The 15,833-nt window shown below is 66.2% G+C and carries 15 protein-coding genes; 8 read left to right on the top strand and 7 right to left on the bottom strand.

Translation table 11 applies throughout. The features are described 5' to 3' along the window. The first annotated feature begins 47 nt into the window (after positions 1 to 47). From IB229_RS21200 to ureC, 3 genes are all read left to right on the top strand, one after another. The gene (locus tag IB229_RS21200) at positions 48 to 542 is read left to right on the top strand and encodes a GNAT family N-acetyltransferase (protein WP_192331924.1); all 495 of its coding nucleotides are present in this window, start codon (positions 48 to 50) and stop codon (positions 540 to 542) included. 7 nt (positions 543 to 549) lie between these two features. Continuing rightward, on the top strand, positions 550 to 858 hold the full coding sequence (locus tag IB229_RS21195) for an urease subunit beta (protein WP_192331923.1): 309 nt from the start codon (positions 550 to 552) through the stop codon (positions 856 to 858). A gap of 109 nt (positions 859 to 967) precedes the next feature. After that, positions 968 to 2,668: an urease subunit alpha gene (gene ureC / locus IB229_RS21190; RefSeq protein ID WP_192331922.1), complete on the top strand. Its 1,701-nt coding sequence runs from the start codon at positions 968 to 970 to the stop codon at positions 2,666 to 2,668. A 6-nt stretch (positions 2,669 to 2,674) separates the two neighbouring features. Here ureC and IB229_RS21185 read toward each other — a convergent pair whose 3' ends face one another. Continuing rightward, complete coding sequence (locus IB229_RS21185; protein WP_192331921.1) at positions 2,675 to 3,550, bottom strand: DMT family transporter; 876 nt, start codon at positions 3,548 to 3,550, stop codon at positions 2,675 to 2,677. Between the two features lie 135 nt (positions 3,551 to 3,685). Next, positions 3,686 to 4,582, bottom strand: a complete 897-nt coding sequence (locus tag IB229_RS21180) for an AEC family transporter (protein ID WP_192331920.1) — start codon at positions 4,580 to 4,582, stop codon at positions 3,686 to 3,688. Positions 4,583 to 4,946: 364 nt separating this feature from the next. Here IB229_RS21180 and IB229_RS21175 point away from each other — a divergent pair, with 364 nt between their 5' ends. After that, entirely contained in the window at positions 4,947 to 5,672 is a 726-nt protein-coding gene (locus IB229_RS21175; RefSeq protein WP_192331919.1) for a TorF family putative porin, read from the top strand. Between the two features lie 190 nt (positions 5,673 to 5,862). Here IB229_RS21175 and IB229_RS21170 read toward each other — a convergent pair whose 3' ends face one another. From IB229_RS21170 to IB229_RS21160, 3 genes are all read right to left on the bottom strand, one after another. Beyond that, the gene (locus IB229_RS21170) at positions 5,863 to 6,126 is read right to left on the bottom strand and encodes a DksA/TraR family C4-type zinc finger protein (protein WP_192331918.1); all 264 of its coding nucleotides are present in this window, start codon (positions 6,124 to 6,126) and stop codon (positions 5,863 to 5,865) included. A gap of 80 nt (positions 6,127 to 6,206) precedes the next feature. Continuing rightward, on the bottom strand, positions 6,207 to 7,076 hold the full coding sequence (locus IB229_RS21165) for an isocitrate lyase/PEP mutase family protein (protein WP_192331917.1): 870 nt from the start codon (positions 7,074 to 7,076) through the stop codon (positions 6,207 to 6,209). 179 nt (positions 7,077 to 7,255) lie between these two features. Continuing rightward, positions 7,256 to 8,251: a type II secretion system F family protein gene (locus IB229_RS21160; RefSeq protein WP_192331916.1), complete on the bottom strand. Its 996-nt coding sequence runs from the start codon at positions 8,249 to 8,251 to the stop codon at positions 7,256 to 7,258. 181 nt (positions 8,252 to 8,432) lie between these two features. Between IB229_RS21160 and IB229_RS21155 the strand changes: the two genes are divergently transcribed. From IB229_RS21155 to IB229_RS21140, 4 genes are all read left to right on the top strand, one after another. Beyond that, positions 8,433 to 10,526: a TonB-dependent siderophore receptor gene (locus IB229_RS21155; protein ID WP_192331915.1), complete on the top strand. Its 2,094-nt coding sequence runs from the start codon at positions 8,433 to 8,435 to the stop codon at positions 10,524 to 10,526. A 17-nt stretch (positions 10,527 to 10,543) separates the two neighbouring features. After that, positions 10,544 to 11,272, top strand: a complete 729-nt coding sequence (locus IB229_RS21150) for a DUF4198 domain-containing protein (protein ID WP_192331914.1) — start codon at positions 10,544 to 10,546, stop codon at positions 11,270 to 11,272. Between the two features lie 181 nt (positions 11,273 to 11,453). Next, a complete protein-coding gene (locus IB229_RS21145) occupies positions 11,454 to 12,719 on the top strand; it encodes an Hsp70 family protein (RefSeq protein ID WP_192331913.1) in 1,266 nt (421 codons plus the stop codon). A gap of 61 nt (positions 12,720 to 12,780) precedes the next feature. Continuing rightward, a complete protein-coding gene (locus tag IB229_RS21140) occupies positions 12,781 to 12,990 on the top strand; it encodes a hypothetical protein (protein ID WP_192331912.1) in 210 nt (69 codons plus the stop codon). A gap of 231 nt (positions 12,991 to 13,221) precedes the next feature. Here IB229_RS21140 and hisC read toward each other — a convergent pair whose 3' ends face one another. Both hisC and hisD read right to left on the bottom strand, forming a co-directional pair. Further along, the gene (gene hisC, locus IB229_RS21135; RefSeq protein WP_192331911.1) at positions 13,222 to 14,277 is read right to left on the bottom strand and encodes a histidinol-phosphate transaminase; all 1,056 of its coding nucleotides are present in this window, start codon (positions 14,275 to 14,277) and stop codon (positions 13,222 to 13,224) included. Positions 14,278 to 14,361: 84 nt separating this feature from the next. Continuing rightward, a complete protein-coding gene (hisD, locus tag IB229_RS21130) occupies positions 14,362 to 15,672 on the bottom strand; it encodes a histidinol dehydrogenase (RefSeq protein WP_192331910.1) in 1,311 nt (436 codons plus the stop codon). Positions 15,673 to 15,833 lie beyond the last annotated feature (161 nt).

The following is a 15,833-nucleotide window of genomic DNA, read 5'->3' as shown; positions in this document are numbered from 1 at the left end:
GCTTGCTACCTGCACACGCGGCACCGACGGGATTTCTGGACCCACACATGACCATCCACGACGCAACGCCAGCCGACCTGCCCGGCATCCTGACCATCTACAACGACGCGGTGCTCAACACCACGGCGATCTGGAACGAAACCGAGGTCGACCTGGCCAACCGCCGCGCCTGGCTGGCCGAGCGCCATGCCGCCGGCTTCCCGGTGCTGGTGGCGACGAACGACGCCGGCGAAGTGCTCGGCTACGCCAGCTACGGCACCTGGCGCAGCATCGAGGGCTTTCGTCACACCGTCGAGCACTCGGTCTACGTGCGCAGCGACCAGCGTGGCCAGGGCCTCGGCCCGACGCTGATGCAGGCGCTGATCGAGCGCGCCCGGGCCGCGAAGCTGCACGTGATGGTCGCTGCCATCGAGCGCGAGAACGCCGCCTCCATCCGCCTGCACGAACGCCTCGGCTTCGTCACCACCGGGCAGATGCCCCAGGTCGGGCGCAAGTTCGACCGCTGGCTGGACCTCACCTTCATGCAACTCATCCTGGAGTGAAACGCAGATGATTCCCGGCGAATACCAGATCCAGGACGGCGAGATCGAACTCAACGCCGGCCGCCGCACCCTCAGCCTCAGCGTGGCCAACAGTGGCGACCGGCCGATCCAGGTCGGCTCGCACTACCATTTCTTCGAGACCAACGACGCGCTGACCTTCGACCGCGCCGCCGCCCGTGGCATGCGCCTGAACATCCCGGCCGGCACCGCCGTACGCTTCGAGCCGGGGCAATCGCGTGACGTCGAGCTGGTCGAGCTGGCCGGCGAGCGCCGCGTGTTCGGCTTCGCCGGCCGGGTGATGGGGGACCTGGGTTGAGCGCCCGCGTGGGAACCCATGACGGGGCGCTCCGTGCCCCTGCGACGCAAAGCGTCACCGGATGCATTCCCACGCAGAGCGTGGGAACGATCAAACTCGAGGAGTGCCGATGAAAATTTCCCGCCAAGCCTACGCCGACATGTTCGGCCCCACCGTCGGCGACAAGGTGCGCCTGGCCGACACCAACCTGTGGATCGAAGTGGAGCAGGACTTCACCACCTACGGCGACGAAGTGAAGTTCGGCGGCGGCAAGGTCATCCGCGACGGCATGGGCCAGAGCCAGCTCTGCGCTAAAGATGTGGTCGACACGGTGATCACCAACGCGCTGATCATCGACCACTGGGGCATCGTCAAAGCCGACGTCGGCCTCAAGGACGGCCGCGTGGCCGCCATCGGCAAGGCCGGCAACCCGGACATCCAGCCCGACGTGACCATTGCCGTCGGCGGTGCCACCGAAGTCATCGCCGGCGAGGGAATGATCCTCACCGCCGGCGGGATCGACACGCACATCCACTTCATCTGCCCGCAGCAGATCGAAGAAGCCCTGATGAGCGGCACCACCACCATGATCGGTGGCGGTACCGGCCCGGCCACCGGCACCTTCGCCACCACCGTGACGCCCGGCCCGTGGCACATGGCCAATATGCTCAAGGCCGCCGACGCCTTCCCGATGAACATCGGCTTCACCGGCAAGGGCAACGTCTCGCTGCCGCAGCCGCTGATCGAGCAGATCGAAGCCGGCGCCATCGGTCTCAAGCTACACGAGGACTGGGGCACCACGCCCGCGGCAATCGACAACTGCCTGAGCGTGGCCGACCAGTACGACATTCAGGTGGCGATCCACACCGACACGCTCAACGAGTCCGGCTTCGTCGAGACCACCCTGGGCGCGTTCAAGGGCCGCACCATCCACACCTACCACACCGAGGGTGCAGGCGGCGGCCACGCGCCGGACATCATCAAGGCCTGCGGCTTCCCCAACGTGCTGCCCAGCTCGACCAACCCGACCCGACCGTTCACCAAGAACACCATCGACGAACACCTGGACATGCTCATGGTCTGCCACCACCTCGACCCGAGCATTGCCGAGGACGTGGCTTTCGCCGAGAGCCGCATCCGCCGCGAGACCATCGCCGCCGAAGACATCCTGCATGACCTCGGCGCGTTCTCGATGATCAGCTCCGACAGCCAGGCCATGGGCCGCGTCGGCGAGGTGATCACCCGCACCTGGCAGACCGCCGACAAGATGAAGCAGCAGCGCGGCGCCCTGCCGGGAGACGGCCCAGGCAACGACAACTTCCGAGTCAAACGCTACATCGCCAAGTACACCATCAACCCGGCTATCACCCACGGCATCAGCCACGAAGTGGGCTCCATCGAAGTGGGCAAGTTCGCCGACCTGGTGCTCTGGCGCCCGGCTTTCTTCGGCGTGAAGCCGACACTGATTCTGAAAGGCGGCGCCATCGCCGCCAGCCTGATGGGCGACGCCAACGCCTCGATCCCGACGCCGCAACCGGTGCACTACCGGCCGATGTTCGGCAGCTACGCCGGCATGCTCCACGCCACCAGCCTGACCTTCATCAGCCAGGCCGCATTCGCGGCCGGCGTACCGGAGAAGCTTGGTCTGCAGAAGAAGATCGCCGTGGTCAAAGGCTGCCGCGAGGTGCAAAAGAGCGACCTGATCCACAACGACTACCTGCCGACCATCGACGTCGACCCGCAGAACTATCAGGTCAAGGCCGACGGCCAACTGCTCTGGTGCGAACCGGCCGAGGTATTGCCGATGGCGCAGCGTTACTTCCTGTTCTGACGCGGCCTAGAGCGGCGTCCGCGCGGGCCGGCGCTGGCTCCAGGCGAGCGCCGCGCCACTGAGGATGATCACCGCCATGCCGAGGACTGCCCAGGCGCCCGGCAGGTGATCGAAGACCAGTGCGCCGATCAGCGTAGCGGTGAGAATCTGCCCGTAGGTGAACGGCGCCAGGCTGGCCGCGCTGGCATAGCGGTAGGCGTGAGTCAGCAGCATGTGCCCGCTCATCGCCAGGGTGCCGAGCGCCACCATCATCAACAGGTCAGCCGGTTGCGGCGTTTGCCAGGTCCATGGCAATGCCAGGCTGGCGCACAGGGTGCCGATCAGCGCGGTGAGAAAGTTGCTGGTGGCCGGATGATCGGTGGTGCTCAGCCGGCGGGTCAGCAACTGATACAGACCGAAGCAACAGGCCGCGGCCAGCGGCAACAGCGCTGCCGGCGTGAACAGCTCGCCACCGGGGCGCACGATCAGCAGCACGCCGAGCATGCTCCCCGCCATGGACAGCCACACGCCACGACTGATCGCTTCCTTCAGCCACAGCACCGACAGCACCACGACCACCAGCGGCGCGAGGAAGATCACCGCCGTGGCCTCGCCCAACGGGATGTAGCGCAGGCCGGCGTAGAACAGCAGCGTCACGCCCACCAGGCTCAGGCCACGCGCCAGCTGCAACAGCGGCCGCTGCGTGCGCAGCAGGCCCCAGCCCAGACGCGGGGCGAACAGCGCAGCCATCACCAGGTTCTGTGACAGGTAGCGAAACCACACCACCAGCAGCAGCGGATAGCTGGCACTGAGCGTCTTGGCCAGCGCGTCCTGGGTCGACAGCAACAGGCCGGCGCTGAGGATCAGGACAATGCCCAGACCAGGGCGAGAATGTTCGGGCACGATAAACCTGCGAGTGAATGACACAGTGCAAAAGCGGGTTGGCTCGTCAGGCGCAACGGGCCGCCTGCCGTAGGCGGCAGCGTGCGCACCAGGGCGACGCAACGGGCTTGCCGGCGCGCATGGCGCCCCCTACGGTCAGAGCGCCTTGCCGTAACCGGCGGCGAACAGCAACCCGAGCACCACCGGCATCACCAGCACACTGCCGAGGTTGCCGATCAGCACCAGCGAAGCGACCTTGTGCGGCTCCTGCTGGTACTGCTCGGCGAGCATGTAGTTGAGCACCGCCGGCGGCAGCGCGGCGAACACCCAGAGGGTGGCGAACTGCATGCCCTGCAGGTCGAGCAGCTCGATCATCGGCCAGGCCAGCAGCAGGCCGCTGGCGGGGCAGGCAATGGCGCCGAGCAGGCCGAGCTTCCACGAACTGAAATCGACATCGAGCATGCGCACACCGAGGGCGAACAGCATCAGCGGCACGCTGATGCCACCGAGCATGTGGCAGCTCTCCAGCAACCAGGCCGGCAGCGTCACCCCGCCGAGGTTGATCGCCACGCCGGCGATACTGGCGATGACGATGGGCAGGCGCAGTAGCTGCCAGAGCGGCGTGCGTGGGTCGAGCAGGTACAGGCCGACCGAGAAGTGCAGGAGCATCTCGACCACGAACAGCATCACCGCGGCCGGCAGCGCCTGTTCGCCGAACGCCAGAACCATCAACGGGATGCCCATGTTGCCGGTGTTGTTGAACATCATCGGCGGCAGGAAGGTGCGCAGATCGAGCTTGAGCAACCGCGCCAGCGGCCACAGCAGCAACCCCGAGCCGAGCACGATCACCGTGCCGGCCAGCGCCAGGTCGGCGTAATCCTGCAGCGGCGCCTTGCGCTCGGCGAGCACGGCGAACACCAGCATCGGCACGAACAGCTCCATGTTCAGGCTGTTCAGCACGCGGATGTCCGGGGTGCGGAAACGACCATAGAGCGCGCCGCAGCCGGCGATCAGGAACACCGGCAACAGGGTCGAGAGAATCTGGGAAAACATCGAGTGCTCCGTACGGCGAGCAGGCGGCGGAAAAAAGATCGTTAGCTTCGCAAGTATTAGCCTGACAACGCAATCCCGACCTAGGTATAGGGGCGGGGTTGGCGGTGACCATCCGGCGATTTCTACCGGCGAATCGACGAATGGGCGTTCATGCCCGGCTCGACTGGTTATTCTCCAACCGCTCTAGACAGCCAGTCCGCCGTATTTTCGGACCCATGCCCCGCAGAGGGTCGGCTGCCGACATCGCCACCCTCAACGCAACAGCGACCGTCATCGGGCCTGTGCTCGATGGCGCCGCCGACACTAGGCTGAGCGCCACTGCCAGCGTGAAAGCCACTCCTCCCACCCTCAGGAGTGAACGTCGATGACGCATCGAAAAAGGGTCGTCCTGACCCTGGGCCTGTTCACCGCCAGCAGCCTCGTGCAGGCGCAGGTCATGCAACGCGAGCTGGGCAGTTACGACCTGCAGCTCGGCACCACAGCAACCCGAAGCATGGCCCAGGGCCTGGTGCAGCCGATCAAGACTGGCGCCTTCCACGGCGGCCTGGACCTGACCCACGAAAGTGGCTGGTACATCGGCAACTGGACGCCGAGCTTCGGCGTGCACGAAGGCGGGCAACTGCAACTGGACTCCTACACCGGCTTCAAGCGCCCGCTGGATCAGCGCTTCGGCTACGAAGTGGGGCTGATCCGCTACAGCCATCCCGGTTTCAGCGAGCGCGACAGCAACGAGTACTACGCCGGCCTGACCCTGCTCGACAGCCGCTTCGGCGCCGCCTTCAGCAACGCGCCGGGGCGCAGCGACAGCACCCTGCTGGCCGACCTCGCCCTGGGCTTTCCGCTGGCCATGGACGTCACCCTGAAGTACGCCAACCACGCCCTCGATACGCCGGTGAACCTGGCCGACGGGCGCAGCGTCCGGGTCTTCAATGACTGGTCGCTGAACCTCTCGCGGCCGTGGGCCGGCATCGACCTGAACCTGTCCTACACCAGCTCCAACCTGGCCGGGCTGGCCTGCGCGGCGTACTCGGGCTACAACGCGCACTGCGAGGACTACTTCATGCTCAAGGCGCAGCGCACACTCTTCTGAGGACCTGTTTACGATCTTCTGGATTAGAGCCAGACAAGGCCTCGGCGGCCCCACAAAAACGCCCGAGGAACGCTTGGAGTCGCATTCGACTTTACGAATGGTAAATGAGCATTCCGACCGGGCTGGCGACCCAAGGCGTTTTTAACGCCGTATGGCCGCGAGCCAGGAGATCGCAAACAGGTTCTGAGGCTCAGCGCAGCTGGCTGTCCTTGCTGCCACGGCGGTTGTAGCCGCTGTGGCTGGCCTGTTTGTCCTGCTCGCTCTGGCAGGCCACGCACAGGTGCACACCGGGCACAGCCTGACGCCGCGCCTCGGGAATCTTCGCCCCGCACTCCTCGCAGTGCTGCAGGCTCTCGCCCTTGGGCAGCTGGCTGCGTGCGCGCTGCACGGCATCCTCGATGCTGCTGTCGATCTGGTCCTGCACCGCCCCATCGCTGGTCCATCCGCCGGCCATGACTACCTCCGCACGTTTATCTGCCTACCCCGGTAGAGACATACGCCAGGCGCGATGGTTTGGCCAGCGCGACGGGCGCCCTACTCCTTGACGTCCATGAACTCGCGCGCCCAGACGATGTAGTCCTCGGGCTGGGTGTACTTGTGCGACAGCTCGGAGGCGCTGAGATCGGACGTGCCGGCGGTGATCTGGCGCTGCTCGCGCAGGCAGTCGTAGGTCGCCTTGATCGCGGCGAAGTAGGCGGCGTGGCCGTCCACCGCGATGCGCACGCCGAGTTCGGCCAGGCGCGCATCGTCGCGCAGCGACGGGTTGCCGTAGGTCACCAGCATCAGCGGCACGCTGAGGTGCTCGGCGATCTGTTCGAGGTGCTCGAAGTCGCGCACGCCGACCATGCAGATGCCGTCGGCGCCGGCGGCCTGGTAGGCCTTGGTGCGGTTGATCACTTCGCTCACGTCGAGCACACCGGCGTGGGTGCGGGCGATGATCGCCAGCTCGTCGTCGACCCGTGCTTCCAGCGCCGCACGGATCTTGCCGACGCCTTCGCCGACGCTGATCAGGTCGGTCGACTTGCGCCCGAACTGGGCCGGCAACAGGGTGTCCTCGATGGTCAGCGCGGCGATGCCGGCGCGTTCCAGCTCGGTCACCGTGCGCATCACGTTGAGTGCGTTGCCGTAGCCGTGGTCGGCGTCAGCGATTACCGGCAGGCGTGCGACACGGCCGATGCGTGCGGCCTGTTCGACGAACTCGCTGAGGGTGATCAGGGCGAAGTCAGGCGCGGCGAGCACCTGCAAGGAGGCCACCGAGCCGCCGAGGATGCCGACCTCGAAACCCAGGTCGGCGGCAATGCGCGCCGACATCGGATCGAACACGGAAGCGGTGTGGTAACAGGCATGCGCGGCAAGCAAGGCACGGAAGTCGCTGCGCAATTGATGGTGAGAGGCTCTTTTCATTATGAATTCCAACTGCGTGGATGGCGTCTGTGAGTCGACCGATTGACCTAGCAAGACACATACCGAGGTGCTTCCGCCAGTAAAGCAGCCGCTTCTGCGCGCTTGCGCCGGGCCTGACTGGCGGATTCACGCCGCCCACACACAGGGAGTGGCGAGCGGCCGCCACTACACGATGCCGCTCAGCGCAGCTCGGCAGGCAGCGTGGTGAATACGCCGGCGCCGGTGATCAGGCCGTAGGCCATCCACAGCGCCACCGCCGCATAGACCAGACGCGGGCCCCACGTCGCGAGCTGTTCCTGAAAGCTGGCCAGGGCCTGGCTTTCGCGACTGGCATAACTCAGCAAGGTCGCCGGCAGCGTACCGCTGGCCTCGCCCGTGCGCACCAGGCCGGCCAGTTGCGCCTTGCCGGGAACACGCAATGGCTGCAGCGCCGTGGCCAGCGGCGCACCGGCCAACACGCGTTGCTGCAGGGCGAGGAAATCCTGGCGCAACACGCTGCTGCTGAGGGTCGCCGTGGCCTTGGGCAGCGCCTCGAACATCGCCAGACCCGACTCCAGCATCAGGCCCAGGCTTTCGACATAGTCACGCACGTTGCGCCTGGCGTAGGCCGCACCGAGCAGTGGCAGGGCGAGCAGCAGGCGATCCAGCACACCGGGCCGCGCTGCGGCTGGGCGCTCGGCACGCTGGATCAGCCAGCGCATGATCCATCCCAGCGCAGCAAGGAACAGCAGCGGCTGCAGCACGCCCCACAGGTAGCCGGTAAGGCTCAGGTCACCCGCCACCAGGCTCGGCAGCGGCTGAATCAACAGCGCCAGCAGCAACACCGCCACCGGCAACATCAGCCGTGAACGCAGGGCCTTGGCCTGCTCGGCGCGCTGCGCATAGGTGTGCGCCAGGCGCTGGTACAGGCGCGCCGGGCTGCCGGCAGCCTGCGCCGCGCCGACCAGTGTCACCTCCAGTGACGAGAACAGCGCCGACTGCTGACCGGCGCGCGCCAGGTCCCGGCCCTGCTGCAGATGGCGGATCATCACGGCCACCCGCTGCTGTGTTTGCGGGCGCAACTGCAGCGTGGCGAAAGCGCGCTCGACCGGTACGCCAGCCTGCTCCAGTGCCCCCAGTTGGGCGAACAGCAGCGCGCGTTCGGCATAACTCAGCGGCGTGGCGGATGAGGGCATGGGCGGGTCTCTTCGAGGCGAAGACGCAGTGTAGCGGCACCGGCCATGGAATCGGCAGTGCCATCCTCGCCGGGACGCTTCCACCGCGCGCGTTCACGGACAGGCGCAACGGATGCTCAGATAGCGCTGGTTTTCTGAATGCTTATTTTGTTATGTTATTTCATCTATATAAGGAAGTGACATGAAATACCCACCAAAACTTCTTCTCGCGGGAATAACCGCAAGTCTGCTCGGTCAACCCGCCTGGGCCGCCGAAACCCTGGTCCTCGACGAGCTGGCGATCACCGGCGAACACGCCAGCGAAAACGCCGATGGCCCGGTCCGCGGCTACCGCGCCACGCGCTCGGCCACCGCGACCAAGACCGACACCGACATCCGCGACACCCCGCAGAGCATCAACGTGGTGCCAACCCAGGTGCTCGACGACCTCAACGTCACCCGCCTCGACCGCGCCCTGGATTTCGCCGGCGGCGTGGCCCGGCAGAACAACTTCGGCGGCCTGACCTTCCTCAACTACAGCGTGCGCGGTTTCACCACCGGCGAGCTGTACAAGAACGGCTTCGCGGTCAACCGCGGCAGCTACAGCGCCCCCGACGCCTCGGCCATCGAACGCATCGAAGTGCTCAAGGGTCCGGCTGCCAGCCTGTATGGCCGCGGCGATCCGGGCGGGATGATCAACATCGTCAGCAAGCGTCCGCAGGAGCAGGCCTTCAGTACCTTCAAGGCCAGCGCCGGCACCTGGGATCGCTACCGCGGCAGCCTGGACGTCAACACCCCGCTCAGCGAGGACGGCAGCCTGCTGTCACGGGTCAACCTGGCGGTCGAAGACAACGACAGCTTCCGCGACTACGCCGGCAACCGGCGGCAGATCGTCAGTCCGTCGCTCATCTGGCAGCTCAGCCCGGACACGCGTCTGCTGATCGACAGCGAATTCTCGCGCACCGAATCGGTGTTCGACCGTGGCATCCCGGCGGTGAATGGCGAACTGGGCGGGGTGAAACGCTCGACCTTCCTCGGCGAGCCCAACGACGGCGACATCGAGAACAACAACCAGACCCTCGACCTCGCCCTCGAGCACTACCTCAACGAAAGCTGGAAACTGCGCCTGGCCAACCACTACACCCAGGGCACGCTCGAAGGCGACAGCTCGGAGACCCAGCGCCTGGTCGGCGACGTGGTCACGCGCTTCTATCGCCAGCGCGATTTCGAATGGAACGACAACATCACCCAGGCCGAGCTGCACGGCAGCTTCGAGCTGGGTGGCTGGCAGCACCAGAGCCTGATCGGTCTGGAGTACGAGAACTACCGCAACAGCCAGAAGTACCCGCAAAGCGTGACCTCGCTGGGCTACGGCCAGGACATCTACAACCCGGTGTACGGCCAGCCGAAGCCGGCCATCGTCAACCGCAACGACTTTCACGAGCACACCGAAAGCTACGCGCTCAACCTGCAGGACCAGATCGCCTTCACCGAGCGCCTGCGCGGGCTGCTCGGCGTACGTCTGGAGCATTTCGAGCAGACCTCGCTGAACCGCACCAGCGGTGTTGCCAACACCCAGGAAAAGGATGTCGCCACCCCGCGTATCGGCGCCCTCTACCAGCTCACGCCCGAGGTCGGCGTGTTCGCCAACGCCTCCACCTCGTTCCGCCCCAACAGCATCGGCAACCAGGGCCAGGTGTTCAAACCGGAGAAGGGCATCGGCTACGAGACCGGCCTCAAGCTCGACCTGTTCGACAGCCGCGTCGGCGCCACCGTGGCGCTGTTTCGCATCGACAAGGAAAACGTGCTGACCACCGACGCCCTCGGCAACAGCATCGCTGCCGGCGAAGCACGCAGCCAGGGCCTGGACCTGCAGGTCAGCGGGCAGCTCACCGACGCCCTGCGCGTGATCGGCGCCTACGCCTACATCGATGCCGAAGTGACCAAGGGCGACGCCGCCCTGCCCGAGGGCAGCGACCTGCTCGGCATCGCCCGTCACAGCGGCAGCGTGATGGCCGTGTACGAATTCCAGAACGGCGCGCTGCGCGGCTCGGACATCGGCGCCGCGGCCAACTACGTCGGCGACCGCTCCGGCCAGGCCGGCACCGACTTCGAAGTACCTGCCTACAGCACCGTCGACCTGCTCGCCCACTACAAGGCCAGTGACAACCTCACCGTCGGCCTGAACCTGAACAACCTGTTCGACCGCAAGTATTACGAACGCGCCTACAACAGCACCTGGGTCATGCCGGGTGACCCGCGCAACGTCAGCCTCAGCCTCACCGTCAACCTCTGATCAAAAGGACTTCTGCCATGCTCAACCGCCATTCCCTGCTGCTCGCCGGCCTCTGCGCCAGTCTGTTCACCGCCACTACCCAGGCCCACGGTCTGTGGACCGAACAGCGCCGCGGCAACATCGAGGTGGTCTACGGCCACGGCGCCGAGGACGATGCCTTCAAGGCCGACAAGGTCGCCGCTGCCTGGGCCTACAACGCCGCCGGCAAGATGATCCCGGTGACCATCCAGCGCCTCGACGACCATGCCCGCCTGCAACCGCTCAAACCCGCTGCCGTGGTGGCCGTTGCCTTGGACAACGGCGCCTGGTCGCAGACGCCGGACAAGAAGTGGGTCAACCAGGGCCGCTCGCAGGTGCCGAACTCCGTGCACTCACTGCACACCTGGAAGTACAGCCTGGCCATCCACCAGGTCGGCGCCAAGCTGCCGAAGCTGGACGCCCTGAAACTGGTGATCGTGCCCGAGGTCGACCCGCTCGGCGTCGGCGTCGGCAAACCGCTGCCGGTACGCGTGCTGGTCGACGGCAAACCGGCAGCCGGGGTCAAGCTGATCGGCGACTACCGCGGCGCGCCGCACCAGATCAGCGCTGAAACCGATGCCGACGGCCGTGCCCAGGTCGTGGTGCGCAACGAGGGCCTGAACATCATCGCCGCGTCGCTGTACGTGCCGGTACAGAACGACAAGGACATCAGCGAGCGCGGCCTCTTTACCTCGCTGACCTTCCTCGGCGAAGCGCACCACGAGTAATCCGCGTCATCCAGCTGGTCGGCGGCGTCTGCTGTCGTCGACGACCAGCCGACTCACCAGGCCTCGCGCCATCCGTCAGCACCGGCCATTGGTCACCGATGGTCGGCACACAATTGCCCGAGCGCAGGACGCGACTCTCGCATAAACTGCGCGGCCGTTTTTTCACCGGAACCGCAGCAGCATGAGTCAGGATTTTTCTGCCAACGCCCTGGGCATCGACTTCGGCACCTCCAACTCCACCGTTGGCTGGTGGCGCGCAGGCGTAGAGCCGCTGCTGGAACTGGAAGACGGCAAGATCACCCTGCCCTCCGTGGTCTTCTTCAACAGCGAGGAACGCCGCCCGGTCTACGGCCGCCAGGCGCTCGGCGAGTACCTGGAAGGCTACGAAGGCCGCCTGATGCGCTCGCTGAAGAGCCTGCTCGGCTCCAAGCTGCTGAAAAGCGAAACCACCGTGCTCGGCAGCGCCCTGCCCTTTCGCGACCTGCTCGGATTCTTCATCGGTGAACTGAAAAAACGCGCCGAGGCCTTCGCCGGCCGCGAGTTCGACCAGGTGGTCCTGGGCCGCCCGGTGTTCTTCGTCGACGACGACCCGGTTGCCGATGCCGAGGCCGCCAACACCCTCACCGCGGTGGCGCACAAGCTCGGTTTCAAGGACGTGTCCTTCCAGTTCGAGCCGATCGCCGCGGCCTTCGACTACGAGCGCAGCATCACCCGCGAGGAGCGTGTGCTGATCGTCGACATCGGCGGCGGTACCTCGGACTTCTCGCTGATCCGCCTGTCGCCCGAGCGCCGCGATCTCGCCGACCGCCAGAGCGACATCCTCGCCACCGGCGGCGTGCACATCGGCGGTACCGACTTTGACAAGCAGCTGAGCCTGGAAGGCGTGATGCCGCTGTTCGGCTACGGCAGCCGGATGAAAAGCGACGCCTTCATGCCGACCAGCTACCACCTCAACCTCGCCACTTGGCACACGATCAACGCGGTTTACGCGCAGAAGTCGCAGCTGGCCCTGCAGAACATGCGCTACGACATCGTCGACCCAACCGGCATCGACCGCCTGTTCAAGCTGATCGAGCAGCGCGCCGGGCACTGGCTGGCGATGCAGGTGGAGGAGAGCAAGATCGCCCTGACCGAGCAGCCGCAGCACCGCATCGACCTCGGCCGCGTCGAAACCGACCTGGCCGTGTTGCTCGACCGCACGCTGTTCGACCAGGCCATCGGCGGCCTGCTCGAGCGCGTGCGTGACGGCGTCAGCGCGCTGCTGGTCCAGGCTGGGGTGAAGGCCGAGGCCATCGACACGGTGTTCTTCACCGGCGGCTCCAGCGGCATCCCGGCGCTGCGCCAGAGCATCTGCGCCCTGCTGCCCAACGCCCGCGCCACCGAAGGCAACACCTTCGGCAGCATCGGCAGCGGCCTGGCCATCGAGGCGAAGAAGCGTTACGGCTGAGTCGCCTGTGCGCGCCACGTGCACTGCGCTATGGTGGCGGCTTCTCGCTCAAGGAGCCGCCATGCGCACTATCGTCTCGCCCCTGCTGATTGCCTCCGCCCTGCTCACCCTGAGCGCCTGCGACGGCGGCGCCACCGCGACCCAGGCCAGCCTGCAAGCCGAACAGGCCGCGCAGGCGCAGCAGCAGATCGCCCAGCTCAAGCAACAGATCGAGGACGCCAACGCCAAGAGCGCACAGCGCCTGCAGGACATGGCCAAGCAGACGCCGTAAGGCTGCCCCCCCCACGCCGGTCGTTCCCACGCTCCGCGTGGGCATGCCTCCCAGGACGCTGCGCGTCCGACAGGCTCATGCGCCGGTAGGGGCGTGGCGCGGAGCGCCACAACACGCATTCCCACGCAGAGCGCGGGAACGATCGACACCTTTGCACAATGAAAAACGGCGCCTTCGGGCGCCGTTTTCATTTCCAGCAGCAGGCCGCTTCGGGCCGCTGCGAATGGATCATCAGAGGATCTGCTGCAAGGCATCGAGCAGCGCCTGGTTCTGCTCCGTCGCACCGATGGTGATGCGCAGGAACTGGGCAATGCGCTGCTGCTTGAAGTGCCGCACGATCACACCGTGTTCGCGCAGCGCCGCCGCCAGCTCGCCGGCATCGCGTTGCGGGTGACGGGCGAAGACGAAGTTGGCCGCCGACGGCAGCACCTCGAAGCCCAGCCCGGTCAGCGCGCCAACCACCTGCTCGCGGCTGTCGATCACCGCCTGGCAGGTTTGCTCGAAGTATTCCTTGTCCTCGAATGCCGCCGCAGCGCCGACGATGGCCATGCGGTCCAGCGGGTAGGAGTTGAAGCTGTTCTTGATCCGCTCCAGCGCCTCGATCAGGTCCGGGTGACCGACCGCGATGCCGACGCGCAGTCCGGCCAGCGAACGCGACTTGGACAGGGTCTGGCTGACCAGCAGGTTGGGGTACTTGCCCACCAGGCCAATGGCCGTCTCGCCGCCGAAGTCGATGTAGGCCTCGTCGATCAGCACCACGCTGTCCGGGTTGGCCTGCAGCAGGCGCTCAATCGCCTCCAGCCCCAGGGCGCAACCGGTCGGTGCGTTGGGGTTGGGGAAGATGATGCCGCCATTGGGCCGCGCGTAATCCTCGACGCGGATCTGAAATGCATCGTCCAACGGCAGCGCCTCGAACTCGATGCCGTACAGGCCGCAGTACACCGGGTAGAAGCTGTAGGTGACATCCGGGAACAGCAACGGCCTGCCGTTCTGAAACAGGCCGTGGAAGGCGTGCGCCAGAACCTCGTCCGAGCCGTTGCCGACGAACACCTCCGCGGCGGTCACGCCGTAGTACTCGGCCACCGCCTGCTTCAGGCGCTCGCCGTTGGGGTCCGGGTACAGGCGCAGGTTGTCGTTCAGCTCGGTCTGCATCGCCGCGATGGCCTTCGGCGATGGGCCGAAGGGGTTCTCGTTGGTGTTGAGCTTGACCAGCTTGGCCAGTTTCGGCTGCTCACCCGGCACGTAAGGCACCAGGTCCTTGACGAAGGGGCTCCAGAACTTGCTCATCTGCCCTCTCTCCTCGAATTCGTTGTACGGGTGATGGGTATCGCTTCGCGACACCCATCCTACGAAGCTGTTGCGTAACAGCCCTCAGGGCTTGATGCGATACTCGGCGCTGCGCGCATGCGCGGTCAGCGACTCGCCACGGGCCAGCACGGAGGCAACCTTGCCCAGCTCGGATGCACCATCGGCCGAGCAATGGATGATCGACGAGCGTTTCTGGAAGTCGTACACGCCCAGCGGCGAGGAGAAGCGCGCGGTGCCGGAGGTCGGCAGCACGTGGTTTGGCCCGGCGCAGTAATCGCCCAGCGCTTCGGCGGTGTAGCGGCCCATGAAGATCGCGCCGGCATGGCGGATCTGCGGCAGGTACTGCTCGGGATTCTCCACCGACAGCTCGAGGTGCTCCGGCGCGATGCGGTTGGCGACGTCGATGGCCTGGGCCATGTCGGCAACCAGAATCAGCGCGCCGCGGCCTTCGAGGGACGTACGCGCGATGGTTTCGCGCTCCAGGGTCGGCAACAGCTTGGCGATGCTCTCGGCCACACGGTCGAGGAACGCCGCATCCGGGCTGACCAGAATCGACTGCGCATCCTCGTCGTGCTCGGCCTGGGAGAACAGGTCCATGGCGATCCAGTCCGGGTCGGTCTGGCCGTCGCAGACCACGAGGATCTCCGACGGGCCGGCGATCATGTCGATGCCGACCTTGCCGAACACATGGCGCTTGGCGGTGGCGACGTAGATGTTGCCGGGGCCGACGATCTTGTCCACCGGCGGCACGCTCTCGGTGCCGTAGGCCAGCGCGGCCACGGCCTGTGCGCCGCCGATGGTGAACACCCGGTCGACACCGGCGATGCAGGCCGCCGCGAGGACGATCTCGTTGATCTCGCCACGCGGGGTCGGCACCACCATGACCACTTCCGGCACGCCGGCGACCTTGGCCGGAATCGCGTTCATCAGCACCGAGGACGGGTACGACGCCTTGCCGCCCGGCACGTACAGGCCGGCGCGGTCCAGCGGGGTGACCTTCTGCCCCAGCACCGTGCCGTCGGCCTCGGTGTATTGCCAGGAGTCCTGTTTCTGCCGCTCGTGGTACAGGCGCACGCGCTCGGCGGCGATTTCCAGCGAACCGCGCTGCTCCGGGGTGATGCGGGTCAGGGCCAGCTCCAGGCGCTCGCGCGGCAGGATCAGGTCGGCCATCGAGGCGACGTCGAGGCCGTCGAACTTCTCGGTGAACTCGATCAGCGCCGCGTCGCCGCGCTCACGCACTGCCTTGATGATGTCGAGCACGCGCTGGTTGACGCCATCGTCCGACACACTTTCCCAGCTCAGCAGATTATCCAGGTGTCGAGCGAAGTCCTGGTCAGCGGCATTGAGTCGGCGGATGGCGATGGGAGCGGTCATAGCGGGCCTCTTGATTGGCAAATGCTCGGGCGCCCGTAGGGTACCAGCCGTTCCGCGCGGGCACCTGAGAATTCTGGCTATGACACGGATAGGCGGGCCGAAAATTGCTCCTGCATTTTCGGCATTTCCGCCGTCCTTGGCGGTCGCGCGACGATGTCGCG

It is taken from the genome of Pseudomonas sp. PDM14 (genome assembly GCF_014851905.1).
Classification (GTDB): Bacteria; Pseudomonadota; Gammaproteobacteria; order Pseudomonadales; family Pseudomonadaceae; genus Aquipseudomonas.
This window is presented reverse-complemented; position numbering and strand designations above follow the sequence as displayed.